The following is a 25,860-nucleotide window of genomic DNA, read 5'->3' on the forward strand; positions in this document are numbered from 1 at the left end:
AAAGCAGGGCGAGCCTCGAAGGATGACAGCCCGGCTGCATCCCAACCGCTCATCCTTCGAGGCTCCCGGCGCGATGCTTTGCATCGCGCCGCTCACACCTCAGGATGACGGGTCTGATACTGGCCGGCGCCCTCACGACAGCTTGCGCTTGCTCCGCAGCCGCAGATGCTCGTCGGCTTCCAGCTTGGTCATCCCCAGGAGATAATGCAGCACGTCGAGCTTGTGCCGCTCGGCGAGCTTGCGCAATGCGCCGACCTGCTCGGTGATGAAGGCTACCGCCTCCTCGACGCCGCCCTCGCCCGGTTCCTCGTGACGCGAGCCTCCCGAAGCGCCTGATACGGCGCGCGCCCGCTTCTTTCCTGGCCTAGTCACCAGACCCCACCCGAATCCATATCCCCGCAGAAACATTACGCCGACATCGACCGCAACTCAAAGGTGGTATTTTGCAACTTTCTCGATATGAAACTTTTCCCATCGGGACGGCTTTCAACAGCCCTCGATTTGACAGCGAGGGTCGCACCACCCATGTTCGGGACGAAACGGCCGACCCGAATCTCATCGAATTCGGCCCCAAATTTCCCCGTAAGTTACTGGAACTACATGAATATCGTCATTGTGGAGTCGCCGGCGAAAGCCAAGACGATCAACAAATATCTGGGCTCGTCCTACGAGGTTTTGGCCTCGTTCGGCCATGTCCGGGACTTGCCTGCGAAGAACGGCTCCGTCGATCCCGATGCCAATTTCAAGATGATCTGGGAGATCGACCCCAAAGCGGCCGGCCGGCTCAACGACATCGCAAAATCCCTGAAGGGCGCTGACCGCCTGATTCTCGCGACCGACCCTGATCGCGAGGGCGAGGCCATCTCCTGGCACGTGCTGGAGGTGCTGAAAGAGAAACGCGCGCTGAAAGACCACAAGATCGAGCGCGTGGTGTTCAACGCCATCACCAAGCAGGCCGTCACGGACGCGATGAAGAATCCGCGCCAGATCGACGGCGCGCTGGTCGACGCCTACATGGCGCGCCGCGCGCTGGACTATCTGGTCGGCTTCACCCTCTCCCCCGTGCTGTGGCGCAAGCTGCCCGGCGCCCGCTCGGCCGGTCGCGTGCAGTCGGTGGCGCTGCGGCTGGTCTGCGACCGCGAACTCGAGATCGAGAAGTTCGTCGCCCGCGAATACTGGTCGCTGGTCGCGACCCTGCTGACGCCGCGCGGCGATGCCTTCGAGGCGCGTCTCATCGGCGCCGACGGCAAGAAGATCCAGCGTCTCGACATCGGCACCGGCGCGGAAGCGGAAGACTTCAAGAAGGCGCTGGAAACAGCGGCCTTTGCCGTTACCTCCGTCGATGCCAAGCCGGCCCGGCGCAATCCGCAGGCGCCCTTCACCACCTCGACGCTGCAGCAGGAAGCCAGCCGCAAATACGGCTTTGCGCCGGCGCACACGATGCGCATCGCGCAGCGGCTTTATGAGGGCATCGACATCGGCGGCGAGACCACCGGACTCATTACTTATATGCGTACCGACGGCGTGCAGATCGATCCGTCCGCGATCACGCAGGCGCGCAAGGTGATCGGCGAGGATTACGGCAACGCCTACGTGCCCGACGCGCCGCGCCAGTACCAGGCCAAGGCCAAGAACGCCCAGGAAGCGCACGAAGCAATCCGCCCGACCGATATGTCCCGCCGCCCCGACAGCATGAGCCGCAGGCTCGATGCCGATCAGGCGAGACTCTACGAGCTGATCTGGAAGCGCACCATTGCGAGCCAGATGGAATCGGCCGAACTCGAGCGCACCACGGTCGACATCACGGCGAAAGCCGGCGGCCGCACGCTGGATCTGCGCGCGACCGGCCAGGTGGTGAAGTTCGACGGTTTCCTCGCACTCTATCAGGAAGGCCGCGACGACGAGGAGGACGAGGACTCGCGCCGCCTGCCCGCGATGAGCCCGAACGACGCACTGAAGCGGCAGTCGCTCGCCGTCACCCAGCACTTCACCGAGCCGCCGCCGCGCTTCTCCGAGGCCTCGCTGGTCAAGCGCATGGAAGAGCTCGGCATCGGCCGACCCTCGACCTATGCCTCAATCCTCCAGGTCCTGAAGGACCGCGGTTACGTCAAGCTGGAGAAGAAGCGCCTGCACGGCGAGGACAAGGGCCGCGTCGTGGTCGCATTCCTCGAAAGCTTCTTCGCCCGCTATGTCGAATACGACTTCACTGCCAATCTGGAAGAGCAGCTCGACCGCGTCTCCAACAACGAGATCTCCTGGCAGCAGGTGCTGAAGGATTTCTGGACCGGCTTTATCGGCGCCGTCGACGAGATCAAGGATCTGCGCGTCGCGCAGGTGCTCGACGTGCTCGACGAGGTGCTGGGACAGCACATCTATCCGCCGCGCACGGATGGCGGCGACATCAGGCAGTGTCCGAGCTGCGGCAACGGCCGGCTCAACCTCAAGGCCGGCAAGTTCGGCGCCTTCGTCGGCTGCTCGAACTATCCGGAATGCCGCTACACCCGTCAGCTTGCCGCCGACGGCGAGGCGACCGCCGACCGTTCGCTTGGCCAGGATCCTGATACTGGTCGTGATGTCTGGGTCAAGGCGGGGCGGTTCGGGCCCTACATCCAGCTCGGCGAGGCGAAGGATTATGCCGAAGGCGAGAAGCCGAAGCGCGCAGGCATTCCGAACGGCACCTCGCCCGGCGATGTCGAGCTTGAGCTTGCGCTCAAATTACTGTCGCTGCCGCGCGAGATCGGCAAGCATCCGGAGACCGGTGAGCCGATCACGGCAGGTCTCGGCCGCTTCGGGCCGTTCGTGAAGCACGAGAAAACCTATGCCAGCCTGGAGGCCGGCGACGAGGTGTTCGACATCGGCATCAACCGCGCGGTCACGCTGATCGCGGAGAAGATCGCCAAAGGCCCGAGCCGCCGCTTCGGCGCCGATCCCGGCAAGGCGATCGGCGATCATCCCACCCTCGGCACCGTCACGGTGAAGGGCGGCCGCTACGGCGCCTATGTCACAGCCGGCGGCGTCAACGCAACGATCCCGAGCGACATCGAGAAAGATGCCATCACGCTGCCGCAGGCGATCGCGCTGATCGACGAACGCGCGGCCAAGGGTGGCGGCAAGAAACCGAAGAAGACGGCGAAGCCGGCCAAGGCCAAGGCCAAGAAGGCCGCGGGCGGCGATGACGCCGCGCCAAAAACCAAAAAGCCGGCCGCGAAGAAGGCGGCCAAACCCAAATCCGAATCCACCAGCAAGGCGCGCGCCGCCGTGTCGTCGTCGGCCAAGACTTCGGCCATCAAGACGTCGCCGACCAAGGCAGCTGGCGCCAAAGCTCCGGCCAAGAAGAGTGCCGGCACCAATTAGAGGCTAAGTGAAACGTAACAATGACCGTGGCTTTCCCGACCGGAACGCCATCGTCGCCTTCATCAAGGCAAATCCCGGAAAGGTCGGAACCCGCGAAATCGCGCGCGAGTTCGGCCTGAAGAACGCCGATCGCGTCGAGCTCAAGCGCATGCTCCGCGAGCTCGCCGACGACGGCCTCGTCAAGAAAAGACGCCACACGATCTCAGAGCCCGACAGCCTGCCGTCGACGCTGGTCGCCGACATCACCGGCCGCGACGCTGACGGCGAGCTGGTCGCCTCCCCCACCGAATGGGACGAGGTCGAGGGCGGCGAACCGCCAAAGATCCTCATCACAATGCCGCGCCGGCCAAGGCCCGGCACCGCGGCCGGCATCGGCGATCGCGCGCTGCTGCGCGTCGAGCGCTCCGATGAGACCGAAGGCCCGGCCTATCGCGGCCACATCATCAAGGTCTTCGACAAGACCAAGAGCCGCATCCTCGGCGTCTTCCGCAGCCTGCCCGAAGGTGGCGGACGGATCATCCCCGTCGACAAGAAGTCCGCCGACCGCGAGCTGAACATCGCCCCGACCGAGATGCACGGCGCGCAGGACGGCGATCTCGTCAGCGTCGACATCATCCGCTCGCGCGGCTTCGGCCTGGCATCAGGCCGCATCAAGGAGAAGCTCGGCTCGGTCAAGTCGGAGAAGGCGATCAGCCTGATCGCGATCTACGCGCACGACATTCCGCTGCAATTCCGCCCCGCGGCAGAGCGCGAAGCCGAAGCGGCGGAACCGGCCAACCTGAAAGGCCGCGAGGACTGGCGCGACGTCCCACTCGTCACCATCGATCCGCCGGACGCGAAAGATCACGACGACGCGGTGCATGCGCAGCCGGATGACGATCCCCACAACAGAGGCGGCTTCATCGTCAACGTCGCTATCGCCGACGTTAGCTTCTACGTCCAGCCGGGCACCGCGCTCGATCGCGACGCGCTCGACCGCGGCAACTCGGTCTATTTCCCCGACCGCGTCGTGCCGATGCTGCCTGAGCGCATCTCCAACAATCTCTGCTCGCTGGTGCCGGGCGAGCCGCGCGGCGCGCTCGCGGTGCGGATGGTGATCGGCCCCGACGGCCGCAAGCGCTCGCATACGTTCCACCGCATCCTGATGCGTTCGGCAGCGAAGCTGAGTTACGCGCAGACACAGGCCGCGATCGACGGCCGGCCCGACGACACCACAGGCCCCCTGCTCGATCCGATCCTGAAACCGCTCTATGCCGCCTATGCCTGCGTCAAGCGCGCGCGCGACGAGCGCGATCCGCTCAATCTCGATCTGCCCGAGCGCAAGATCCTGCTGAAGAGCGATGGCACGGTCGACCGCGTCGTCGTGCCTGACCGGCTCGACGCGCACAAGCTGATCGAGGAGTTCATGATCCTCGCCAACGTCGCGGCGGCGGAGATGCTCGAGAAGAAGTCGCTGCCGCTGATCTACCGCGTGCATGACGAGCCAACGCTGGAGAAGGTCCACGCGCTCAGCGAGTTTCTGGCGACGCTGGACGTCCCCTTCGCCAAGGGCGGCGCGCTGCGCCCCGCTCTGTTCAACCGCGTGCTGGCGCAGCTCGAAGGCCACGACCACTTTCCGCTGGTGAGCGAGGTCGTGCTGCGCGCCCAGGCGCAGGCGGAATATTCCTCAGAGAACTACGGTCATTTCGGCCTGAACCTGCGCCGCTATGCACATTTCACCTCGCCGATCCGCCGCTATGCCGACCTCGTCGTGCACCGCGCCCTGGTCCGCGCGCTCGGCCTCGGCGACGGCGCGTTGCCCGACAGCGAGACGCCGGAAACTCTCGGCGAGGTCGCCGCCCACATCTCGGTGACCGAGCGCCGCGCGATGAAGGCGGAGCGCGAGACCGTCGACCGCCTGATCGCCCATCACCTCGCCGACCGCATCGGCTCGAGTTTTCAGGGCCGCGTCTCCGGCGTCACGCGTGCCGGCCTGTTCGTCAAGCTGGCCGAGACCGGCGCCGACGGCCTGATCCCGATCCGATCCCTCGGCGCGGAATATTTCAACTATGACGAAGGCCGCCACGCACTGGTCGGCACGCGCAGCGGCACCATGCATCAGCTCGGTGACGTCGTCGACGTCCGCCTGATCGAAGCAGCACCCATCGCAGGCGCGTTACGCTTCGAGCTGCTGTCCTCCACGGGCGAAACCGCGCCACGGCACCGCAGGTCATCTGGCCCGCAACGCCGGCCCTCGTTCAAGGCGCATCCCGGGCGTAGTCCAGCCAAGAAAGGCAAGCCGGAGAAGCAGAAGAAGCCCGGTAAGGGCAAAAAGGCCAAGGGAAAAGGCCAAGGACAGAAGGGCAAGGCGTGGTGACAACAAGCACAGCCCCAAAACTCTGGACCCGCGAGACCGGCCTCGTCGAGAAGCGCGACGTCTGGACTGCCATGAAGCGCGGCTTTCGCGGCCGCTGCCCGCGCTGCGGCGAAGGAAAGCTGTTCCGCGCCTTCCTGAAGACGGCGGACAATTGCACCAGATGCAGCCTCGATTTCACGCCGCATCGCGCCGACGATCTGCCCGCCTATCTCGTCATCGTCATCGTCGGCCACATCGTGGTGCCGACTATTTTGTGGATCGAGACCAACTACACCACGCCGGTCTGGATCAGCTTCGCGGCCTATCTGCCCTTCACCTTCGTCGCCTCGCTCGCACTGCTGCAGCCGGTCAAGGGCGCCGTGGTCGGATTGCAATGGGCTCTGCGTATGCACGGGTTTGACGAGAACCCACAGGATGGTATTCCGCCGGTGTAAGCAAAATAAACAAGAAGCGGTTTGGGTGAGGACATGACGGATACGTCGCAGACAGCCGAGAAGGCAAAGATCCACGAGGGCAAGGAAGCCGACCACCATCCCTATTTCCGTGCCCGGGATGCGGCCACACTGATCCTGGTCGATCGCAGCGGCGCCGTTCCAAAAGTCCTGGTCGGCAAACGCCACGACAAGGTGGTGTTCATGCCCGGAAAGTTCGTCTTCCCCGGCGGCCGCGTCGACAAGGACGATTATCGCGTGCCGTGCGCGGCGCCGATCACCGCCGAGCTCGAAGCCAATCTCGCCAAGGGCAGCCCGAAGACCCCGGCCTCGCGTGCGAAGTCGCTCGCCATTGCCGCGATCCGCGAAGCCTGTGAGGAGACCGGCCTCTGCCTCGGGCGCAAGATTCAGGACAAGTTCGAGGGCAAAGCCAAACTCGAAGGTGCCTGGAAGCCGTTCGCGGATGCTGGCCTGTTGCCCGATCCCTCCAGCCTGTTCCTGATCGCGCGCGCGATCACCCCGCCCGGCCGCGTCAAGCGGTTCGACACGCGCTTCTTCACGGCGGACGCCTCCGCGATCACCCATCACGTCGAAGGCGTGATCCATGCCGATGCCGAACTTGTCGAGCTGGTCTGGGTCGAACTCGGCTCAAAGCCGCTCGCCGATCTGCATCCGATGACCCGCAACGTACTCAACGAACTCCACACGCGCCTTGCTACCGGCCCGCTCCGTCACGATGCGCCGGTGCCGTTCTTCCATTTCTACGGCGGCAAGATGCAGAAGGATATTTTGAGCTGACTACTCGTCGGCATCCGGCTCGGTGCCGACATAGTCGCGCGCGGGAAGGTTCAGCGCTCGCCCGAGCTCGTTGGCGAGTTGGCTGGCTTCCTCGCGCTTGGTGAAGCTCATCAGCGCGATCGGCTCAGTGCCCTTGTTGCCGCACAGATTGACGTCGTACGTCGTCGCTTGCAGATCGTAGTCGTCGGTGATGCCAATGAAATGATAGTCGGCGAGATCGCGACGCTTGCGAAAATTCAGCGGACCGAACTGCCTGGTGATGACGATCTGGCGCAGCGTCTCGTTCAGCACGACGAAATAGCGGAACGTCAACAGGATGATTCCGGGAATCCCGACGAGCAGCCCGAGCCCCGTGAACACCAGCACCGGCACGAGATCATCGGCGAGCCTTCCGAAGCCGGCAAAATCCTGGCGCAGGCCGAGCGCGACATTCCACAGCAGATAGCCGCTCGCCGCCAGCAGCGGCAATGACAGCAGCCGCCCGACCCAGGGCATGGGCCGGTCGATGCGGACGATATTGCCGTCCACGGTCATAGCGTCTGCCATTGAAGGCCTCCTCACGAGCCGAAGTCATGGCTTGGTCGGAGCGAGCGGCGGATCGGTTCGATAGCCCCTCGCCGTCGTTCCAGACTCGCGCCCCGGAATGACGGAATTGTGCTGAGTGCGTCGCGAAAAACAAAAGAATCTTCCCGCCTTGACCGATGGCGGAGTTCCCCGGCGTGCCTATGTCTTCTTCAACCACACAAGGAACGGATACGGGGCGATGGCACAACGGCAACTCAAGCTTGGCGCGTTCATGCGCCCGATCAGCATCCACACCGGCGCCTGGCGCTATCCCGGGGCCTGGCCGGACGCCAATTTCAATTTCGGCCACATCAAGACGCTGATCAGGAAGCTCGAGGCCGGCAAGTTCGACGCTTTCTTCATGGCCGATCACCTCGCCGTCTTGAACATGCCGGTCAACGCGCTCAAACGCAGCCACACCGTGACCTCGTTCGAGCCGTTCACGCTGCTGTCGGCGCTCTCCGCCGTCACCGAGCGCATCGGCCTGATCGCGACCGGCTCGACCACCTTTGACGAGCCCTATCACGTGGCACGGCGTTTCGCCTCGCTCGACCATCTCAGCGGCGGACGTGCGGGCTGGAATATCGTCACCACCTCGAACCCCGACGCGGCGCTGAATTTCGGCCTCGACGACCACATGGAGCACGCCGAGCGCTACAAGCGCGCCCGCGAGTTCTACGACGTCGTCACCGGCCTCTGGGATTCCTTCGCCGACGACGCCTTCGTGCGCGACGTCGAAAGCGGCGTGTTCGTCGATCCCGCGAAGATGCATGTGCTCGAGCACAACGGCAAATATCTGAAGGTGCGCGGGCCGCTCAACATCGCCCGCCCTGTGCAGGGCTGGCCGCTGATCGTGCAGGCCGGCGCATCGGAAGACGGCAGGCAGCTTGCGGCCGAGACAGCAGAGGCAGTGTTCACCGGCGGCGGCAGCCTCGCCGACAGCCAAAAGCTCTATGCCGACATCAAGGGCCGCATGGAGAAGATCGGCCGCGACCCCGAGCATCTGAAAATCCTGCCCGGCGCCTTCGTGGTGGTCGGCGACAGCGTCGACGAGGCCAAGGAGAAGCGTGCGTTGCTCGACAGCCGCGTGCACTACGACAGCGCCATCGCCTCGCTGTCCGTCATCCTCGGCACCGATGCCTCCGGCTTCGATCCCGATGGCCCGCTGCCCGAAATCCCCGAGACCAATGCCAGCAAGAGCGGCCGGCAGCGCATGGTCGACCTCGCCGCGCGCGACAAGCTCACGGTGCGCCAGCTCGCCCAGCGCGTCGGCGGCTATGGCGGGCTGTCCTTCGTCGGCACCGCAAAAACCATCGCCGACCAGATGGAGGAATGGCTGGTCGGGCGCGGCTCGGACGGCTTCAACATCATGTTCCCGTTCCTGCCCGCCGGCCTCGACGACTTCGTCGACAAGGTCGTGCCGGAGCTGCAGCGGCGCGGGATTTTCCGCAAAGAGTATGAAGGGCCCACCTTGAGGGAGAATCTGGGCCTGCCGCGGCCGAAAAACCGGTTCTTCGAGGGGTGATCGGGGCGATTTGAGTGCTTTTCGACCCCTAAAATCTTGACAACACGCGGTTTCTGGCTAGGTTGCCGCCCAACGCGGGCCGTTTGGCCGGCTCCAGATTCCCTTATTGTTGAGGTTCAGAACATGGCCAAAGCGGTCACCATCAAGGTCAAGCTCGTGTCCTCGGCCGACACCGGCTTCTACTACGTCGCCAAGAAGAATTCGCGCACCATGACCGACAAGATCGTCAAGAAGAAGTACGATCCCGTCGCGCGCAAGCACGTCGAATTCCGCGAAGCCAAGATCAAGTAAGATCGGCAAAACGCTGCTGAGTTTTGCGGGGGCCCTTTCGGGCCCCGTTTTTATTTGTGCCTCTCTCCGTGTCTGCGCTGATGCAAGCGCTTTCACATTTCGGAAAGCTTCCGGAAAGGCGGCCGGCAACCAGACGCCCGGCGTTGGCGCGAGGACTGCGACTGCGCCCCGCACGTTCTCTCTCGTGTCCCGGACGCGCTGCAGCGTGAAACGCTGCTGCGTCGAGCCGGGACCCAGAAAGCAACACAACACGCTGCAGAGACGTGGGCCCCGGCTCAGCAGCGCACCACTGAAGAAGCGCTGCGCTGCGTACGGGGCGCGAGAGCGCGAGGACGCGTGCTTCTGGAAATGTCGCGTCCGCTATGCGCGCAGAAGACGACGCTGAAGCCGAGTCGCTCGATGTCGACAACGAGCCGATAACCGACATCATTGGCCATTGGACACAGTCAATTCATCGCAGCAAGAACCATTTTTTTCATGTTTGCAAGGGCGTGGTAACCCTTCGCCAATTGCAAAAGGTTTTCCCTTTCCCCGGTCCATGCGGTAAGCGAGCGGCATCTTCACGCAGGGCTTTCGCGAGTTCGTCGCACTGGTCGATGGTCAGGTGTTCCTCTTGCATAGCGGCCCTCAAAGCAATCGAGTTGGTCGTTCCCAACCGATGCCGGCCCGAGGCGTTCCCGGATCATTGTTTGTGTCCCGCTGGATTAGCTTGTCACACTGACGCAACCGGGAGCTATGCAAATGCGGCAGATTCTTCTAACTTCTATTTTGCGTAGTTCTCGTCGATTTTTGTTTCCCAGGGCAGGCGCTCGATCCTACCGTCGCATCTCGTAATTGCTGAGCGGAGATTGGAAAATGGCTTGGAGCAAAGTTCTCAGCTTACCGATCCGTTTCCGTATCAGACGAACGTTCGTGCCAAGCAGCGTGGCGTCCGTTCAAAGCTCGCAAACTGACGATAGCCTACGCCGTCCGTAACACCGGCGCCGGGGGCTGCGACGGCCGGATCAGCGCGAACGCGACCTGGATGATGCCACCGGCGAGGCCGAGCGCCACGCCGATGCGCCAGGCCATGGTGTAGGAGCCGAGCGCGTCGTAGATCACCCCTCCTCCATAGGCGCCGAGGAAGCTGCCTATCTGGTGGCTCATGAAGGCGAGGCCCTGGATCATCGCCTGCCAGCGCAAGCCGAACATCTCGGCGACCGCGCCCGCGACCAGCGGGCCGACGCCCATCCAGAGGAAGCCCATGATCGCGCCGAACAATAGCGTCGAGGCCGGCGTCGCAGGCAGCATGAAGTACCAGGCGAGTGCGAGCGAGCGCAGGATGTAGATACCGCCGAGTAGCGCCAGCTTGTTCCAGCGCTGGCCGGCCCAGCCGAAGAACAGCGATCCCAGCACGTTGAAGCCGCCGATCATGCCCAGCGTCTGCGCGCTCAGCATCGGATCGAGGCCGCAGATCGCGAGATAAGACGGCAGGTGCGTGGTGAGGAACACGAGCTGCATGCCGCAGACCAGATAGGCGCAGGTCATCACCACGAAGGACGCGTTGCCGAACGCGGTCTTCGCCGCGGTCGCGGCCGTTGCATCGCCGATGTCATCGGCGGAAGGCTTCGGCAGCGGGATCGCGTCGACACGCCCGGCATACCAGGCCGCAGGGATCATCAGCACCGACATGACGACGAAGCCGACGAGGCCGGCGCGCCAGCCGAATCCCTCGTTGAGCATCTGCCCGATCGGCGCCGACAGCAGTGCGCCGAGCGAGCCCGCTCCGGAGACGATGCCGAGCACGGTGGAGCGCACCGTCGCCGGCACCGCGCGCGCCGCCACCGACATCGCGATCGCAGCCGCGGTGCAGGCCAGCGACGTCCCGATCAGGACGCCGGCGCCGATCATGATGCTGACGAGCCCGTTGGCGGTCGCCATCAGCACCAAGCCCGCGATGTACATGAACGATCCGGCAATCATGATCGGACGAAAGCCGTAGCGCACGGTCAGCGCGCCTATAGGCGGCTGGAGAAAGCCCCAGGCGAGATTCTGCACGGCCAACGCCAGCGTGAAGTCGGAGATCGACAGATGAATGTCGTGCGTCAGCGGCTGCATGAAGATGCCGAGGCTCTGCCGCAGCCCCATGCTCAGCGTCAGCATGATCGAGGCGCCGATCAGGATAGGCAATGTCGGACGCAGGACCTGCAGCAGGGGCATTTTCTCCTCCCTCATCGGCGCGGCGCGCGCGCCGTCGTCTGCATCGCTCGTTGATTTTGATTACACAGACCTGTGTACTTAGGCTATGGATAGCGTGCGCTGTCAAGCGAACAGGACATTCACCGCCGCATGGCTCCCCCGCCCGCCCCACAGACGATGAAAGAGCGGATCCTCGAGACCGCCGACAAGCTGTTCTATCTGCAAGGCATTCGCGCCATCGGCGTCGATACCATCGCGGCCGAGATCGGCATCTCCAAGCGCACGCTCTACAACCACTTCCCCTCCAAGGACGCGCTGATCGCGGCGTATCTCGAACGCCGCTTCGTGCAGCCCCCCGCGCCTCCGACAAGGCCCCGGCCGAGCAGATCCTCGCCACCTTCGATTCGCTGGAGCGGCGTTTTGCGGCCAAGGATTTTCGCGGCTGCCCGTTCGTGAACGCGGTCGCCGAGCTTGGCCCGGCGGATCGCGCCGTGAAGAAGATCGCAATCGCCTTCAAGGAAAGCCGCCGCGTCTGGTTTCGCGACCGGCTGAACGAACTCGGCGTTACGGACGCGGAGGCACTGGCAACACAGCTCGTGCTGCTGGTCGACGGCTCGATCGCGCAGGACCTGGTGCGTGACGACCCCGCGATGGCGTGCGCGGCGAAGGAAGCGGCGAAGGTGCTGCTGCGGAATGCGGGGGTGGATGTGGGAGATAAGGCTGCAGTGAAGGCAGGCAAGCGGGCGGCCCGGTATCCCTGAAGCCGCTGATAGATCAGAACCCGATCCGCTCGCCGCAAGAAGCCCGGATAGGCGAGCACGCCCCCGAACGTCCAACCCAGTTCACCGTGCTTCACCCTTCGATCTCTTGAAGAGAGCGAGCCGATATCCCTGAGGGAGCGGCTTGCGTCAACAATCTGGGAATTCTGGGGCCGATGAATGGGCTTGGAACGACTTGCCGATTGCAAAGTTTTCCCGTTGCCCTTTGCCAAGGGGTGGCTGCCTTCCCCAGGGCAGCCTCAACAGCCCCAGCTTCACCGCCCTGAAGCTGGGGTCCTTTTGCTGTCTGGACAATTTGGTCTGCAGACCTCAGGAGGCGTTGATGCAAGCTGATCACGCGACCCTTCTTGTTGAACGGTTTAACGACCTCTCTTCTCAACTGTCAGATCTGAAAGATCTCCGGCTTAAAGTCGAAGAGGCGGAGCGACGCGCTTGCATTGTGCCTCCATTGCAGTCGCCCCCGAGCACTCAATCGCCTCCGGGCCAGCCGACATCTTCCTGAGCGCGTCATGGACCGCGCTGGCCGAACCAGCGCCCTGAGGCAGTGAGCCTGACGTATTGAAATCCGATGTTCGCCCATGGTAGTTTTCTACTTTTTCCCGATAGTGTTTTTGTGCTGGGGAGGACATTTATGCAAAGCTCTCGCGCAATCCTTTATGCCCAACAACTTAGCGAACTCACTTCTCAGCTCTCAGAATTGGAATATCTTCGAGGTCTGGTCGAAGAAGCAGAGCGAAGCGCCCGCGGTGTGCCTCCATTACGCTTGACACATCCTGCTTCGCGCCGCCTTCGAAGGCGTGAACCGGGCGCCCTGTCTGTCCGCCTCCGTCGCCACGCGCCACCAAGCAGGAATGCAGGAGCTATCAGCCCGCCTGACAACGACAACCAAGTCGATTGGACTTTGCTGGAGTCATTCCCCGACGGATGGTGGGCTTCCCCTTAAACCTCTCCAAGCGCTGGGACGAAGAGATCGGTCCAATGCCCGAGAGACGCTCCCCTGAAGAGAGCGAGCCGATATCCCTGAGGGACTAAACCAAGCCGACAGGTCGCCCTTGCTGGGATTGCAGCGGAGGACGTTAGGATGGTGCAGTTTAGTTGGACGCAATGATTGGTATATTTGTATTTCTGGCGATCTTCGCGAGTGGCTTTGCTGTGGGATACACAGTGAGAGAAGTGATCTCGCGTCGGTGACGTCCGCTGCCGCGCGGCTTGAGTAAGTAGGCGCATGCCGGCAACAGTTAACCTTTGATCCGCAGTAGATAGTGGGGCGATCATGATTTCAAGAATCTTGAGCAAAATTACTCATCTGGCGCACGACCTCGATGCTCTAGGATTGTACGCTACCATGCAGGGCGCTCGATCAATGTCCGGCGAAGGCGCCCTTTCCGGGGATGTCCCGGGTTCTGTTGAATTTCTGAAGAGGTCGGCGTTGCCCACCTTGAGCCGGTAGGCTCGGGGTGCTGATTCCACAAAGGAGAGCAACGCCATGACGAGAGATATCACACTGGCTGGTTCGCCGGCGACCGGGGCTGTGGACGAAGCTTTTGCAGAAGTGCGGGCGAGCTTCGATCGGTTCTGCCTTGCGGCAGGGATCGAGGCGCTCGGCACGATGATGGAGGCGGATGTCACGGCAGCCTGCGGGCTGCGCCACGGTCGCGACGCGGCGCGGCGGGCGCACCGTTGGGGCCGAACGCGGGGACGGATCGGCTTCCACGGCGGCAAGATCGAGGTCGAGCGCCCGCGGGCCCGGGGCGTGGACGGCCGCGAGGTCACGATCCCGAGCTGGGAAACGGCGGCGCAGGAGGATTGGCTCGGTCGCTGGGCGATGAACCTGATGCTGATCAATGTGTCGACGCGCCGGTTCGGCCGCGCTGTCCGGCTGCCCGAGGGTGACGTGCCGGCACCGCCCGGATCGGGGGTTTCGAAGTCGGCGGCCTCGCGGAGGTTCGTAGCGCTGTCGGCGGCGCGGCTGGCCGACTTCATGGCTGCCGACCTGTCCGCGCTCGACCTTCTAGTGGTCCAAATCGATGGGCTGCATCTCGGCGACGATCTCGTGCTGGTCGCCGCGATCGGGATTGACGGCGAAGGCAACAAGCATCCGCTGGCTCTGGTGGAAGGGGCGACCGAGAATGCCGCAACGGTTCAGGCCCTGCTGGACAACCTGGTCTCGCGCGGGCTCGACCCGACGGTGCCAAGACTGTTCATCGCCGACGGCGCGAAAGCGTTGTCGAAGGCGATCCGCCGCACCTTCGGTTCGGCCGCTGCGATCCAGCGCTGCCAGATCCACAAGGCGCGCAACATCGTGGAACGCCTGCCGAAAGAACATCATGCGGCCACCCGTCGGGTGCTGCGCCAGGCCTGGGAGCTCGATGACGCCGACAAGGCTGAAAAATTGATCCGCAATCTCGCGCGTCGACTCGACCAGCAATGGCCCGGCGTAGCGGCCAGCATCCTCGAAGGCCTCGACGAAATCCTGACTGTCGTCCGGTTGAAGCTGCCGAAGGAGCTTCGTCGATCGCTCGCCTGTACCAACATCGCCGAGAACATGATGGGCACCATTCGCCGCGTCACGCGCAACGTCAAACGCTGGCGGGATGCCGGTATGGCCTTGCGATGGGTCGCGGCCGGCATGATCGAGGCCAACAAGGGCTTCCGACGATTGAAGGCGCATAAGCAATTGTCGGTTCTGCGTGCGGCCCTTCAAGCTCACCACGATCGCATGACGATCAAGCCCGTTGCCCACGTCACGAGGGCCGCGTAACATTCACTCCGGCAACGTCGGCCCGACGTAGTTCAACACCGATCGGGACATCCCCCCCTTTCCCTACAACTGCCCGGAAGTTCGCGGGTCACCATTCGTCGACGTGATAGCGACTATCTCACGCTTCGTCAGGTCTACGTTCAGCAAGAGTACTGGTTCAACACGACCGTCATACAGAAGGCGATCGCCGCCAGACATGCGGACATTGTTTCGAGTGGCAAAACGCCAGTAATCGTCGACGCAGGAGCAAATATCGGGTTGGCGAGCATCTGGTTCTCCGAAAAGTATCCAGGCTCTGTCACAGTGGCGATTGAACCCGATCCGAAGAACTACGGGGTCCTGAAAAACAACACGCAAAGTCACAGCGACATCATTCCAATTATGGCAGCCATCGGCTCCAAGTCGGGTTCAGCAACCCTCTCAAACTCCAGCGGCCAATCGTGGGGTCACGAAACTGCGCGATCATCGACGGGCGAAATAGACATCGTGACCATCGATGACGCGCTCGAACAAGTAAAAAACGGAACGCTGCTTATTGCTAAAATCGACATCGAAGGATTCGAGAGCGACCTCTTCACAGACAATCTCGCCTGGTTGGATGACGTGTGCGTAGTCTTCATCGAGCCACATGACTGGAAGCTGCTGCCGTTGGCAAAGAGCAGCCGAGCCTTTCAGAAAGCCTTCGGTGAGCGAGACTTCTCTATCTTCACCCGAGGCGAGATCATCCTTTACCTAAATAACAAATATGTTGCGCCTTCTATGACGAGATAGGTCACTCCAAGATCTCCAGTGGATTCTCGCCGACAACACCAGGGAGTGCCTCCAAACCAACCTGAAGAATTTCCAGGCTGGTTAAGGGATTGAAAAGCATCTTGGCTTCCTGAAGGGAGCGAACAGGCGCCCTACAATAGGGTCGAAGTTCGAATGCAGCGGAAAATGTGAGCAGTTTCATAAAAGTGCACAGAAAGCAGGGCTAAAATCCGATACCTTCCTTCGGTTCACCGCCCAGTGCGGCTGCCTGCCCTTTCTTTTGCTAAGAGTTTTCAGCGGCTTTGTGTTGGAGGCATTGATGAAGAACTCTCCCGGTCTCCTTTTTGCCCAACGGTTGAACGAACTCAATTCTCAGCTCTCAGAATTGGAAGAACTTCGAACTCGGATCAAAGAAGCGGAGCGACGCGCCTGCGGTGCACCTACACTACGATCGACGCCAAAAACTCCGAAGTCTCGAAAATCGATATCTGTCCTGACACTCGTAACCGTCCCACCTGCCGAACGTCGCCTGAGGCTTCGTCCCTGAGAGGAACGGCTTGCGCTCCGCCTCGATATTAAACAAGCTCATGCGCCACCGGAGCGTAGTATTGGGTGGCCGCCCCACCTTTTATTAGGACCTTTGGCTAGAACCGCCGTCGCCTCCCAGGGCGGCGGCGGTTTCGATTTGTCGATACATATCAAGCGGCTTGAAGGAAGTGGAAGATCTCAGGTGACGCTTGACACGCGACAACAACGCAAGGAAGCATCTGGCGTTTTTCATGCCCTTGGAGATTGCCGATGACTACCATCCACATGGACTCGTCCCTCAGCCAGACCGCCACCCGCGCCGTTTTGAAGGGAGGAGTTCTGAGTTGCACAAAGACCAGCGACAAGGACGTTTATTCCCATTCGATTTGGGCGACCGAAAGCAACATCCGTCAATTCACGATGCACGAAGGGGACAGCATCGTCATCCCACCCGGTTCGACCGTGACGATATGGATATTCCGAAGGCAGCCGGGAAATTCTACTTGGACCATGGACTTCCAACTCAAGGAAAAGGCTGCCTGACAAGCCATTCGAAACAGCCGCTCTCGGAAAGTCCAAGAGCGGTCCTTTGAAGAGAGCGAGCCGATACCCCTGAGGGAGCGGCTTGCCGCAACAAATCCGGGAATTCTGCGGCCGACGAATGGCTTTGGAACGACCTGCCGATGGCAAAGTTTTCCCGTTGCCCTTTGCCAAGGGGCGACTGCCTTCCCCAAAGGGCAGCCTCAAGACAGCCCCAGCTTCACCGCCCTGAAGCTGGGGTCCTTTTGCTCCAGATTCACATGCTTTAATGAAGTTGCGCCCACCCGATGAATACTTTGAAGTCTTGGAAGTCGCGCACCCAACGGCGAAGGGCGAAAGAGTGTGAGTCATGGTCATCAGGCTGCCTCGATCAGGTAAGCGCCATCGGCATCCGTGAGAAATGCCCCGTCGGTATCGACGAGGAAGACGAAGCCATTCGGCAGCGGCGGCAAGTTTGCTCCCCAAGGATACCGAGACCCGCATCCTAAGGCCGCGTTCACCGGTGCGGGCAGCAACGCTTGAGCCGAGACGCTGCGGCGGACTGGATTCCCCGCCTGCCGCCCACGCTAAAAGCTTCGGCGCCACTGGACCTCACCTCGGCGAAGCCTTGACGTAGCCGGGTCGCGGGGAATGACGGCGCAGTTTGTTGACGTTCGGGATGCTAGCAGCATGCCCCTGTTTTGCCCGACGAGTCAAACGGCGTTGCTGTCTGCATCAGCCGTTTTGCGGCCGACGTAAGCCGTTGATTTCACCATCACCGGCTACTGTGCATGGGGTTGTTTTCGCGTTTTTTTTCGCGCGGCCCTGTGCGAGCGGCCTCACGCGGCCTGCGACACCACGCGGTTGCGGCCGTCGTGCTTGGCGCGATACATCGCGGTGTCGGCGCGCTTGAGGACGTCGCCAACCGCCTCGCCCTTCTGCTCCAACGTGGTCAGCCCGATCGAGATCGTGACTTCGATGCGCTTGGTGCCCTTGTGGATCGCGAACGGCTCGCCCGCGATCGAGCGGCGCAGCCGCTCGGCGACCATGCCGGCGACGTGGAGATCGGTCTCCGGCATCACGATGACGAATTCCTCGCCGCCGTAGCGGCAGGCGAGATCGATGCCGCGGATCGACTTGCGCACCCGCACGGCGAATTCGCGCAGCACGTCGTCGCCGGCGTCGTGGCCGTAATTGTCGTTGATCGACTTGAAGTAGTCGATGTCCAAAATCATCAGCGCCAGCGGCTTGCCGCGGGTCGCGGCCTGCTCGGCCAGCGTCGCGAGATGGCTCTCCATGTAGCGGCGATTGTGCAGCCCGGTGAGCGCGTCGGTGATCGCCATCTCGATCGAGTTCTGCACGTTGTCGCGCAGATGATCGGTGTAGCGGCGGCGGCGGATCTGGGTGCGGGCGCGCGCCAGCAGCTCGATCTTGTCGATGGGACGCAGCAGATAGTCGTTGACGCCGATCTCGAGGCCGCGCAGCAGCCGCGTCGAGTTCTCGGGGTCGGCGATCGCCAGGATCGGCACGTGGCGCGTACGCTCCAGCGAGCGCGCCTGGCTGCATAGCCGCAGCCCGTCGAAATTGTTGAGGTCAAGCGAGACGATCAGGAGGTCGTAATTGCCCTCGGCGGCGTGGAACAGCGCTTCCGTCGGGTTCGGCTCGACGTCGATAGTGTGCTCGGCGGCCAGGATCGTCGCCAGCCGCTCGTAGGAGGATTGGCGGTCGTCGACCAGGAGGATGCGGCCGCCCTTGCCGGTGTCGGCCACGGCGGTGCGCTCGGGCGCCTGCATGCCGATTTCGAGCGAGGTGATGGCGCGCATGCGCAGCTCATCGGTCATCATCTTCAGCCGCGTCAGCGAGCGCACGCGCGCGATCAGCACGACGTCGGAGACCGGTTTGGTGAGGAAATCGTCGGCGCCGGCCTCCAGCCCGCGGTTGCGGTCGGACGGGCTGTCGAGCGCGGTGACCATCACGACAGGGATGTGATGCGTGGCCGGATCGGTCTTGAGGCGGCGGCAGACTTCGAAACCGTCCATGTCCGGCATCATGACGTCGAGCAGGATGATGTCGCATTCGGACCGGCGCGAGATCTCCAGCGCCTCGGTGCCGTTCGAGGCGGTCATCACGTCGAAATATTCGGCGGACAGGCGGGCTTCGAGCAGCTTGACGTTGGCAGGAACGTCATCGACGACGAGGATACGCGCGGACACTGTGAACTCACTTCCTATCCGATGAAACGCCGGACCGTCTCGATAAATTTGCCGACCGAGATCGGCTTGGACAAATAGGCTTCGCAGCCGCCCTCGCGGATGCGCTCTTCGTCGCCCTTCATCGCGAACGCCGTGACGGCGACGACGGGAATGCTGCGCAGCTCCGGATCATCCTTGATCCAGCGCGTCACCTCCAGGCCCGAGACCTGCGGCAATTGGATATCCATCAGCACGAGGTCGGGCCGCGTCTTGCGCACGAGGTCGAGCGCCTCGTAGCCGTTGCTGGTACCCGAGGTCTGGTAGCCGTGCGCTTCCAACAGGTCGCGGAAGAGCTTCATGTTGAGCTCGTTGTCTTCCACGATCAGGACGGTCTTAGCCATCCCGCCCTCCTGTTTGGTCCACAGACCGATACATGTGCCGCCTCAGGCGCCGCTCACCGGCGCTTCGAAAACTGGATTCAAACTAGCCTCAGATTCGCTTGAGTTTCGTTAAACCCGGGGGCCGACTTTCTGCGATGTGGTTTCCAGTTGCTTGTCCGGGGTCGCAAGACTTGGGCACGAGACTCGGGCATGATGACTCCAAAGTAGACACTGAAAGTTAACGGAAAGGCAAACCGGCCACGTGAAAAAGCCTGTTCACAACCCCCGCGAAGTCGCTGAAATCGTTGCGCTTCAGGCGCTATCCTTCGTCGCCGGCGAGCCTGAGCGGCTGGGCCTGTTCCTGGCCGAGACGGGGGTCGGCCCGGAGATGTTGCGCAATGCCGCCTCGGACCCGAATTTCCTCCTCAGCGTGCTCGATTTCGTGATGCGCGATGACGCCACCGTGAAGGCCTTTGCGGACACTGCGGAGCTGCATCCGACCAACGTTGCTGCGGCGCGGCAGGTCCTGGGCGAAGCGCTCGGCGACCGCCATTGGGAGCGCGACGTGCCGTGACCGCTCCGGAGGCGGCCGGGCCTCTCTGCTTTTGCCGGGATTGTTCGGCCGATCTGGACATGGCCATCCAAAGCCTGGGCCTGCGGCGCTGTTCCGCCTGCGGTTCCCCTCGCGTCGTCCGCCACCGTGCGCTCGCAACCCTGACCATCGCCCATATCGACTGCGACGCCTTCTACGCGACGGTCGAGAAGCGCGACAATCCTGAGATCGCCGACAAGCCCGTCATCATCGGCGGGGGAAAACGCGGCGTGGTGTCGGCCGCCTGCTACATCGCACGCACGTATGGCGTGCGCTCGGCCATGCCGATGTACAAGGCGTTGGAAGCCTGCCCGCACGCGACGGTGATCGGGCCCGACATGGCCAAATATGTCCGGGTCGGGCGCGAGGTTCGCCAGGCCATGCAGGCGCTGACGCCGCTGGTCGAGCCGCTCTCGATCGACGAGGCCTTCCTCGATCTCTCCGGCACCGAGCGGGTGCACGGCATGATCCCGGCCAAGGTGCTGGCGCGGTTCGCGCAAAACATCGAGCGCGATATCGGCATCAGCGTCTCGGTCGGCCTCTCCTGCAACAAGTTTCTGGCCAAGATCGCCTCCGACCTCGACAAGCCGCGCGGCTTTGCCGCACTCGACCAGGAGGAAGCCCGCGAGATGCTGGCTTCGAGGCCGGTCGGCTTTATCTTCGGCGTCGGACCGGCCATGCAGGAGCGGCTGGTGCAGCGCGGCTTCCGCATCATCGCCGATCTGCAAAAGGCTGACGAGATCGAGATGATGCGGCAGTTTCCGAGCGAGGGCCGCAGGCTGTGGCGGCTCGCGCGCGGCATCGACGACCGCCGCGTCGAGCCTGATCGGGGCGCCAAGACGATTTCGAGCGAGACGACGTTCGAGACCGACATCCGCGACTTCGCGACGCTGGAGAAAATCCTGTGGCGGCTGTGCGAGAAGACGTCGTCGCGGCTGAAGAGCAGCGAGCTTGCCGGCTCCACCGTCACGTTGAAATTGAAGACCGCCGACTTCCGCCAGCGTACGCGCTCGCAATCGATCGCAGCCCCGACGCAGCTTGCCGCAAAGATCTTCTCGATCTGCCGCGAGATGCTGGCCAAGGAGATCGACGGCACCGCCTTCCGCCTGATGGGCGCCGGCGTCAGCGCACTGCGCGAGGGCTCGGTCGCCGACGACACCGACATGCTCGACCGCCGCGCCGCCCACGCCGAGCGCGCGGTGGACAGCTTGCGTAAAAAATTCGGCAGCGCCGCGGTGATCCGAGGCATCGCCTATGAGGGGCCGGAAAAGGCGCAGGAGTGATGACAGGCGAACGCGATCTCGACGCGCTGCTGAGATACATGAATCCGGAGATGCGGCCGGGCATCTTCGTGTTCTGTGCGATCCCCACAGACCAGCCGATTCCCGCAGCGCTCAGTCCGCTGCTGACGTTTCGCGAACAGGAGGGCATCACGCTCGTGATCCCTCGCGAAGAGGCCGAAGCAGCAGGCCTAAGCTACGCGTTCGCCTCGCGCCTAATCACGCTGACGGTTCACTCCGCACTCGATGCAGTAGGCTTTCTGGCGGCGATCACGGCGCGTCTCGCCGCAGCCGGCATCAGCGTGAACGCTGTGTCGGCCTTTTATCACGACCATCTCTTCGTGCCTGCTGACCGGGCCGACGAAGCGATGGCTGTTTTGCAAGAGGCGTCTGGAGCGTAGCCCGAAATCAATCCGCCACCGCGATCGCCTCGATCTCGATCATCCACTCCGGCGCGGCGAGCGCGGAGACACCGACGAGGGTAGAGGCCGGCGGTTCCATGCCATCGAAGAAGGCCGAGCGGGCCTTGCCGATGATCGGGCGCAGCTCCGGCTTGTAGTTCACGACGAAGGTCGTGATCTTGACGATGTTGGCGTAGCTCGCGCCGGCCGCTTTCAGCGCGTGGCCGAGATTCTGCATCACCTGCGTGGTCTGCGCGGCGAGATCGCCCTCGCCTACGATCCGTCCCTCCTCGTCCACCGACACCTGGCCGGAGATGTAGATGGTCCGCGCCCCCGTGGCGGTGACGACGTGCGAATAGGCCGGATTGTGATGCAGGCCGCTGGGCCGGAGATGATCGAGCTTGGGCATGGTTGGCCTCCCGGATGTTTGTGGTTGGGAGGAAGCGTAGCTGGAGAGGGAGCGGAGAGCCAGCCCCGTCATTGCGAGGAGCTCTTGCGACGAAGCAATCCAGAATCTTTCCGCGGAGGGATTCTGGATTGCTTCGCTTCGCTCGCAATGACGAAAGAACCCTCAATTGCAGGGCTTGCTGTCCTTCGCGTCGAACTTGCCCATCGCGCCCGAAATCACAAAATCGTTGTAATCGAGCACGAGCTGGCGCGAGACGCCGTTTTCGTAGAGCTCGAACGCCATCGCGTAGACCGGCGTCTGCTCGCCTTCCTTCTGCTGGGCCTCGCGGTCGAAATAGCTGACGGTCACGGGCCAACGCTTGAGCGACTTCATGTGCTCGTCGGACGTCGACGGATCGGGCGAGCCCTCGCGCTCGGCCGGGATCGGCTGGCCGATCACGGTCAGCGTGTTGTAGACCTTCTGGCCATCGTCGGAGCCGTCATAGACGGAGAGCTCGAGCAGCGACTTGCCGTCCTTGGCGGCGGCAATGATGCGCTGGATCTGTTCGGTCGGGAATACGATCTTGCCATCGAGCGTAAAGCTCTTCGGCGCCGGCAGCTTCAGCTTGACGTTGATGTGGTCGCCGTCGCGCTCGGCCGAGCCGTCGACCCGGCCGGCATCCGCCTCGTTCATCCGCGTCTCGATCTTGAAGCGGTAGCTTTTGCCGGCGGCGTCCTCCCAGGAATTGGAGCGGAGGTCGCTGAGCGTGACCTTGCCCTCGCCGCTGTCGAGCTCGGAGACCTGGCGGAATTCGGAGGTGTAGCCCTCGCACGAACTGCCGGCGAAATTGTAGAGGATGCGACCGCGCGCGCTGTTGACCGAATTGGAGCGCGATTTCACTAGGCTCAAATCGTAGAGTGCCTGATGCGCGAGGAATGGACCGTTGGCCGCCTGCGCGACGCCTCCGGGACCGAAAGCGGCCGCCGCGAGCGCCGTCACACCGAGCGAAGTCCGGAAAAGGTGCAGCATGTCTGGTCCCTTGGGGAAAGCGCAAATCCGACATTTTAATGAACGTTCCATTGCGTCGCAACTGAGGCCGTTTCACGTAAAGTTGCGGCTACAGTTGAACCACCTGCCCCGCCTCGACAAAATGCAGCCGCTTGCAGGCCCTTGGGCTTGCTTGCATGTGGCGGCACGATGGGCGAAACAGGGCGCGCTCGGCCTGCAACGGATGCGCCCGGGCGGATGGATTTTGGACAACGAGGTCGAACATGGCGGGCACGGTCGAACAGAAGCTGGCGGAACAGGGCATCAAGCTGCACGAGGCCCCCACCCCCGTGGCCAATTACGTGCCGTTCGTGCGTACCGGTAATTTGCTGTTCGTCTCCGGTCAGGTCTGCTTCGCCCCCGACGGCAAGCTGATCGCCAAGGGCAAGCTCGGCGCCGGCGTGACCATCGAAGACGGCGCGGCTGCCGCCCGCGGCTGCGCCGTCAACCTGCTGGCCCAGGTCAAGGCGGCGCTGGGCGACCTCGACAAGGTCGTTCGCGTGGTGCGCCTCGGCGGCTTCATCAACTCGGCGCCGGACTTCCTGGACGGGCCCAAGGTCCTCAACGGCGCCTCCGACCTGATGGTCGCCGCCTTCGGCGACAAGGGCCGCCATGCCCGCACCACCGTCGGCGTCGCCTCGCTGCCCGCGGATGCGGCGGTCGAGGTCGACGGCGTGTTCGAGGTCGCCTGAGCGGAATGCGCGCTCCCGATTGGCTGACAGCCCGGCCGGTCGCCCATCGCGGCCTGCACGACATTTCCCGCGGCATCGTCGAGAACATGCCGGGCGCGGTTCAGGCTGCGATCGCAGGCAATTTCTCGATCGAAGTCGATATCCAGCTGTCGTCCGACGGCGAGGCCATGGTGCATCACGACCATGAGCTGGGCCGCCTGACCGAAGCCGCCGGCGCGCTGGTCGAGAAGACCGCCGCCGAACTGAAGGCCGTCGCGTTCAAGGACACGGCCGAGCGGATGATGTCGCTCAGCGACCTCTGCAGCATGGTCGCCGGCCGCGTGCCGCTGGTGATCGAGGTCAAAAGCCATTTTGACGGCGACCGCAATCTGGTGAAGCGGATGGCCGAGGTGCTGGCGTCCTATCAGGGGCCCGCGGTCGGCATGTCGTTCGATCCCGACCAGGTGCTGGCGCTGCGCGACCTGTTGCCCTCCCTCCCGCGCGGCATCGTCGCGCAGCGGAGCTATGAGGACGAATATTGGGCTTACCTGAACCAGGAGCAGCGCGACAGCATGCTGTACCTGCGCCACGGCTTCCAGACCCAGCCGCATTTCGTCGCCTTCAAGGTCGACCACCTCCCGGCCCCGGCGCCCTGGATCGCCCGCAATGTGCTCGGCTGCGCCCTGCTAGGCTGGACCGTGCGTACGACAGAGCAGCGGACGCGGGTCGGGCAATATGCAGACCAGATGATCTTCGAGGGCTTCGTGCCGCAGGCTTGATGTTCCCACTCTTGAAGTCGCTGCTGCAATGCACGATCTTGGGCACGATGGCACCATCCGAAATCACCCTCGAAGCAGTACCTTCCATTGGCGAAGTGTCGCCGGACGATTGGGACGCCTGCGCCAATCCCGGCAAGATTTGTAACGGGCATGGCAAGGGAACCTTATCCGGGCTTCCAGGCGATTTCCACGGCCTCTCAAGGCCCGCCTATAACCCCTTCGTCTCCCACGCGTTTCTATCCGCGATCGAGAAATCGGGTTCGGCAACAATCCGCACCGGCTGGGGGCCGCGGCATCTCGTGGCCAAGATCGACGGCCGCGTTGCGGGGGTAGCGCCCTGCTATCTGAAATCGCATTCGCAAGGCGAATACGTCTTCGACCGCGGCTGGGCGGATGCCTATGAGCGCGCCGGCGGGCGCTATTATCCGAAGCTTCAGGTCTCGGTTCCCTTCACGCCGGCGACGGGGCCGCGGCTGCTAGTTCGCGACGGCGTTGACCACGAGCGCATCACGGAGGCGCTGGCGAGCGGGCTGGTGGCGCTGTGCGGCGTCAGCAAGGCCTCCTCGGTGCACGTTACCTTCGCGCGCGAGGCGGAGTGGAAGCTGCTCGGGAAGCACGGCTTCCTCCAACGCACCGACCAGCAGTTCCACTGGCACAACCCGGGCTTTGCGACGTTCGACGATTTCCTGGCGACGCTGAACTCACGCCACCGCAAGTCGATCAAGCGCGAGCGGCGCGATGCACTGGCCGCCGGGGTCACCATCCACTGGCTCACGGGCAAAGACATCACCGAGGATGCCTGGGACGCCTTCTTTCAATTCTACATGGAGACCGGCTCGCGCAAATGGGGCCGGCCGTATCTGACGCGGGAATTCTTCTCGCTGATCGGCGAGACCATGAGCCAGGACGTGCTGCTGATCATGGCACGCCGCAACGATCGCTGGATCGCTGGCGCGATCAACTTCATCGGCTCGGACACGCTGTTCGGCCGCAACTGGGGTGCGGTCGAGCATCATCCCTTCCTGCATTTCGAGGTCTGCTATTATCAGGCGATCGACTTCGCCATCAAACACGGCCTGGGGAATGTCGAGGCCGGCGCGCAGGGTGAGCACAAGATCGCGCGCGGCTACCTGCCGCGGACCACCCACTCCGCCCACTTCATCGCCGATCCCGGCTTGCGCCGCGCCATCGACGATTACCTCAAGCGCGAGCGCGCCTATGTCGCAGAAGCCGGACGGGAGCTGGCCGAGCTCGGCCCGTTCCGCAAAGGCGCCGACGAGGCGCCTTGATCGGTTC

General features: G+C 63.1%; 24 protein-coding genes. 17 read left to right on the top strand and 7 right to left on the bottom strand.

Annotated features, from left to right (window positions below; all coding sequences use genetic code 11):
• Positions 1 to 132: 132 nt before the first annotated feature.
• On the bottom strand, positions 133 to 372 hold the full coding sequence (locus ACVWW3_RS13845; protein ID WP_456649601.1) for a hypothetical protein: 240 nt from the start codon (positions 370 to 372) through the stop codon (positions 133 to 135).
• A 228-nt stretch (positions 373 to 600) separates the two neighbouring features.
• Between ACVWW3_RS13845 and topA the strand changes: the two genes are divergently transcribed.
• From topA to ACVWW3_RS13865, 4 genes are read left to right on the top strand one after another with little or no spacing between them, the layout of a single operon-like run.
• Positions 601 to 3,354: a type I DNA topoisomerase gene (gene topA, locus ACVWW3_RS13850; RefSeq protein WP_456649600.1), complete on the top strand. Its 2,754-nt coding sequence runs from the start codon at positions 601 to 603 to the stop codon at positions 3,352 to 3,354.
• 7 nt (positions 3,355 to 3,361) lie between these two features.
• Positions 3,362 to 5,710, top strand: a complete 2,349-nt coding sequence (rnr, locus tag ACVWW3_RS13855) for a ribonuclease R (protein ID WP_456649599.1) — start codon at positions 3,362 to 3,364, stop codon at positions 5,708 to 5,710.
• Positions 5,704 to 6,144 (top strand): DUF983 domain-containing protein, encoded by a 441-nt coding sequence (locus tag ACVWW3_RS13860; protein WP_456649598.1) that lies wholly within the window; start codon positions 5,704 to 5,706, stop codon positions 6,142 to 6,144. The genes rnr and ACVWW3_RS13860 overlap by 7 nt, the downstream gene beginning before the upstream one ends.
• 33 nt (positions 6,145 to 6,177) lie before the next feature.
• Positions 6,178 to 6,939 carry an NUDIX hydrolase gene (locus tag ACVWW3_RS13865; RefSeq protein ID WP_456649597.1) on the top strand — a complete coding sequence of 254 codons (762 nt, stop codon included), beginning with the start codon at positions 6,178 to 6,180 and terminating at the stop codon, positions 6,937 to 6,939.
• Here ACVWW3_RS13865 and ACVWW3_RS13870 read toward each other — a convergent pair whose 3' ends face one another.
• Entirely contained in the window at positions 6,940 to 7,485 is a 546-nt protein-coding gene (locus ACVWW3_RS13870) for a hypothetical protein (protein ID WP_456649596.1), read from the bottom strand.
• Positions 7,486 to 7,702: 217 nt separating this feature from the next.
• On the opposite strand from ACVWW3_RS13870, the gene ACVWW3_RS13875 reads away from it, so the two are divergent.
• Complete coding sequence (locus ACVWW3_RS13875) at positions 7,703 to 9,028, top strand: LLM class flavin-dependent oxidoreductase (RefSeq protein WP_456649595.1); 1,326 nt, start codon at positions 7,703 to 7,705, stop codon at positions 9,026 to 9,028.
• A gap of 123 nt (positions 9,029 to 9,151) precedes the next feature.
• Complete coding sequence (rpmG, locus tag ACVWW3_RS13880; protein ID WP_247321864.1) at positions 9,152 to 9,319, top strand: 50S ribosomal protein L33; 168 nt, start codon at positions 9,152 to 9,154, stop codon at positions 9,317 to 9,319.
• Between the two features lie 960 nt (positions 9,320 to 10,279).
• On the opposite strand, the gene ACVWW3_RS13885 is transcribed toward rpmG, so the two are convergent.
• Positions 10,280 to 11,518 (bottom strand): MFS transporter, encoded by a 1,239-nt coding sequence (locus ACVWW3_RS13885; RefSeq protein WP_247444321.1) that lies wholly within the window; start codon positions 11,516 to 11,518, stop codon positions 10,280 to 10,282.
• 156 nt (positions 11,519 to 11,674) lie between these two features.
• On the opposite strand from ACVWW3_RS13885, the gene ACVWW3_RS13890 reads away from it, so the two are divergent.
• The 5 genes from ACVWW3_RS13890 to ACVWW3_RS13910 all read left to right on the top strand — a co-directional run bounded on the left by ACVWW3_RS13890 (position 11,675) and on the right by ACVWW3_RS13910 (position 16,858).
• Positions 11,675 to 11,953 (top strand): TetR/AcrR family transcriptional regulator, encoded by a 279-nt coding sequence (locus tag ACVWW3_RS13890; RefSeq protein WP_456672407.1) that lies wholly within the window; start codon positions 11,675 to 11,677, stop codon positions 11,951 to 11,953.
• Entirely contained in the window at positions 11,905 to 12,258 is a 354-nt protein-coding gene (locus tag ACVWW3_RS13895) for a hypothetical protein (RefSeq protein ID WP_456672408.1), read from the top strand. Before ACVWW3_RS13890 ends, ACVWW3_RS13895 begins: the two co-directional genes overlap by 49 nt.
• 1,504 nt (positions 12,259 to 13,762) lie before the next feature.
• Positions 13,763 to 15,037 carry an IS256 family transposase gene (locus tag ACVWW3_RS13900; RefSeq protein WP_456648077.1) on the top strand — a complete coding sequence of 425 codons (1,275 nt, stop codon included), beginning with the start codon at positions 13,763 to 13,765 and terminating at the stop codon, positions 15,035 to 15,037.
• Between the two features lie 231 nt (positions 15,038 to 15,268).
• Positions 15,269 to 15,808 (top strand): FkbM family methyltransferase, encoded by a 540-nt coding sequence (locus ACVWW3_RS13905; protein WP_456672409.1) that lies wholly within the window; start codon positions 15,269 to 15,271, stop codon positions 15,806 to 15,808.
• Between the two features lie 777 nt (positions 15,809 to 16,585).
• Positions 16,586 to 16,858 (top strand): hypothetical protein, encoded by a 273-nt coding sequence (locus ACVWW3_RS13910; RefSeq protein ID WP_456649593.1) that lies wholly within the window; start codon positions 16,586 to 16,588, stop codon positions 16,856 to 16,858.
• 815 nt (positions 16,859 to 17,673) lie between these two features.
• Here the strand turns inward: ACVWW3_RS13910 and ACVWW3_RS13915 are convergent.
• Together ACVWW3_RS13915 and ACVWW3_RS13920 are read right to left on the bottom strand one after the other, a co-directional pair.
• Positions 17,674 to 19,047 carry a PleD family two-component system response regulator gene (locus tag ACVWW3_RS13915; protein ID WP_247444324.1) on the bottom strand — a complete coding sequence of 458 codons (1,374 nt, stop codon included), beginning with the start codon at positions 19,045 to 19,047 and terminating at the stop codon, positions 17,674 to 17,676.
• 14 nt (positions 19,048 to 19,061) lie between these two features.
• Positions 19,062 to 19,427, bottom strand: a complete 366-nt coding sequence (locus tag ACVWW3_RS13920; protein WP_247340659.1) for a response regulator — start codon at positions 19,425 to 19,427, stop codon at positions 19,062 to 19,064.
• Between the two features lie 241 nt (positions 19,428 to 19,668).
• Here ACVWW3_RS13920 and ACVWW3_RS13925 point away from each other — a divergent pair, with 241 nt between their 5' ends.
• The 3 genes from ACVWW3_RS13925 to ACVWW3_RS13935 are packed head-to-tail and all read left to right on the top strand — an operon-like array spanning position 19,669 to position 21,679.
• Positions 19,669 to 19,980: a DUF3572 domain-containing protein gene (locus ACVWW3_RS13925; protein ID WP_456663393.1), complete on the top strand. Its 312-nt coding sequence runs from the start codon at positions 19,669 to 19,671 to the stop codon at positions 19,978 to 19,980.
• Positions 19,977 to 21,281 (top strand): DNA polymerase IV, encoded by a 1,305-nt coding sequence (locus ACVWW3_RS13930; RefSeq protein WP_456649592.1) that lies wholly within the window; start codon positions 19,977 to 19,979, stop codon positions 21,279 to 21,281. The genes ACVWW3_RS13925 and ACVWW3_RS13930 overlap by 4 nt, the downstream gene beginning before the upstream one ends.
• A complete protein-coding gene (locus tag ACVWW3_RS13935; RefSeq protein ID WP_456649591.1) occupies positions 21,281 to 21,679 on the top strand; it encodes an ACT domain-containing protein in 399 nt (132 codons plus the stop codon). The genes ACVWW3_RS13930 and ACVWW3_RS13935 overlap by 1 nt, the downstream gene beginning before the upstream one ends.
• A gap of 7 nt (positions 21,680 to 21,686) precedes the next feature.
• Here the strand turns inward: ACVWW3_RS13935 and ACVWW3_RS13940 are convergent, their stop codons facing one another.
• Together ACVWW3_RS13940 and ACVWW3_RS13945 are read right to left on the bottom strand one after the other, a co-directional pair.
• Entirely contained in the window at positions 21,687 to 22,088 is a 402-nt protein-coding gene (locus tag ACVWW3_RS13940) for a RidA family protein (protein ID WP_247340667.1), read from the bottom strand.
• Between the two features lie 162 nt (positions 22,089 to 22,250).
• Positions 22,251 to 23,096 carry a cell envelope integrity EipB family protein gene (locus tag ACVWW3_RS13945; RefSeq protein WP_247340669.1) on the bottom strand — a complete coding sequence of 282 codons (846 nt, stop codon included), beginning with the start codon at positions 23,094 to 23,096 and terminating at the stop codon, positions 22,251 to 22,253.
• A 242-nt stretch (positions 23,097 to 23,338) separates the two neighbouring features.
• Between ACVWW3_RS13945 and ACVWW3_RS13950 the strand changes: the two genes are divergently transcribed.
• From ACVWW3_RS13950 to ACVWW3_RS13960, 3 genes are read left to right on the top strand one after another with little or no spacing between them, the layout of a single operon-like run.
• Positions 23,339 to 23,806, top strand: a complete 468-nt coding sequence (locus ACVWW3_RS13950) for a RidA family protein (protein ID WP_247340671.1) — start codon at positions 23,339 to 23,341, stop codon at positions 23,804 to 23,806.
• A gap of 5 nt (positions 23,807 to 23,811) precedes the next feature.
• Positions 23,812 to 24,564: a glycerophosphodiester phosphodiesterase gene (locus ACVWW3_RS13955; RefSeq protein WP_456649590.1), complete on the top strand. Its 753-nt coding sequence runs from the start codon at positions 23,812 to 23,814 to the stop codon at positions 24,562 to 24,564.
• Positions 24,565 to 24,611: 47 nt separating this feature from the next.
• Positions 24,612 to 25,853, top strand: coding sequence for a GNAT family N-acetyltransferase (locus tag ACVWW3_RS13960; protein ID WP_456649589.1), 1,242 nt, complete (start codon positions 24,612 to 24,614; stop codon positions 25,851 to 25,853).
• Positions 25,854 to 25,860 lie beyond the last annotated feature (7 nt).

Source organism: Bradyrhizobium sp. LM2.9 (assembly GCF_054056555.1).

What these genes read in the sequence shown, in the direction of transcription:
- ACVWW3_RS13935 (WP_456649591.1), top strand. Translation starts at nt 21,281, where the DNA reads ATGACAGGCGAACGCGATCTCGACGCGCTGCTGAGATACATGAATCCG.
- topA (WP_456649600.1), top strand. Translation starts at nt 601, where the DNA reads ATGAATATCGTCATTGTGGAGTCGCCGGCGAAAGCCAAGACGATCAAC.
- ACVWW3_RS13945 (WP_247340669.1), bottom strand. Translation starts at nt 23,096, where the DNA reads ATGCTGCACCTTTTCCGGACTTCGCTCGGTGTGACGGCGCTCGCGGCG.
- ACVWW3_RS13940 (WP_247340667.1), bottom strand. Translation starts at nt 22,088, where the DNA reads ATGCCCAAGCTCGATCATCTCCGGCCCAGCGGCCTGCATCACAATCCG.
- ACVWW3_RS13865 (WP_456649597.1), top strand. Translation starts at nt 6,178, where the DNA reads ATGACGGATACGTCGCAGACAGCCGAGAAGGCAAAGATCCACGAGGGC.
- ACVWW3_RS13960 (WP_456649589.1), top strand. Translation starts at nt 24,612, where the DNA reads ATGGCACCATCCGAAATCACCCTCGAAGCAGTACCTTCCATTGGCGAA.
- ACVWW3_RS13875 (WP_456649595.1), top strand. Translation starts at nt 7,703, where the DNA reads ATGGCACAACGGCAACTCAAGCTTGGCGCGTTCATGCGCCCGATCAGC.
- ACVWW3_RS13870 (WP_456649596.1), bottom strand. Translation starts at nt 7,485, where the DNA reads ATGGCAGACGCTATGACCGTGGACGGCAATATCGTCCGCATCGACCGG.
- ACVWW3_RS13890 (WP_456672407.1), top strand. Translation starts at nt 11,675, where the DNA reads ATGAAAGAGCGGATCCTCGAGACCGCCGACAAGCTGTTCTATCTGCAA.
- ACVWW3_RS13885 (WP_247444321.1), bottom strand. Translation starts at nt 11,518, where the DNA reads ATGCCCCTGCTGCAGGTCCTGCGTCCGACATTGCCTATCCTGATCGGC.
- ACVWW3_RS13950 (WP_247340671.1), top strand. Translation starts at nt 23,339, where the DNA reads ATGGCGGGCACGGTCGAACAGAAGCTGGCGGAACAGGGCATCAAGCTG.
- ACVWW3_RS13955 (WP_456649590.1), top strand. Translation starts at nt 23,812, where the DNA reads ATGCGCGCTCCCGATTGGCTGACAGCCCGGCCGGTCGCCCATCGCGGC.
- ACVWW3_RS13900 (WP_456648077.1), top strand. Translation starts at nt 13,763, where the DNA reads ATGACGAGAGATATCACACTGGCTGGTTCGCCGGCGACCGGGGCTGTG.
- ACVWW3_RS13910 (WP_456649593.1), top strand. Translation starts at nt 16,586, where the DNA reads ATGACTACCATCCACATGGACTCGTCCCTCAGCCAGACCGCCACCCGC.
- ACVWW3_RS13920 (WP_247340659.1), bottom strand. Translation starts at nt 19,427, where the DNA reads ATGGCTAAGACCGTCCTGATCGTGGAAGACAACGAGCTCAACATGAAG.
- rpmG (WP_247321864.1), top strand. Translation starts at nt 9,152, where the DNA reads ATGGCCAAAGCGGTCACCATCAAGGTCAAGCTCGTGTCCTCGGCCGAC.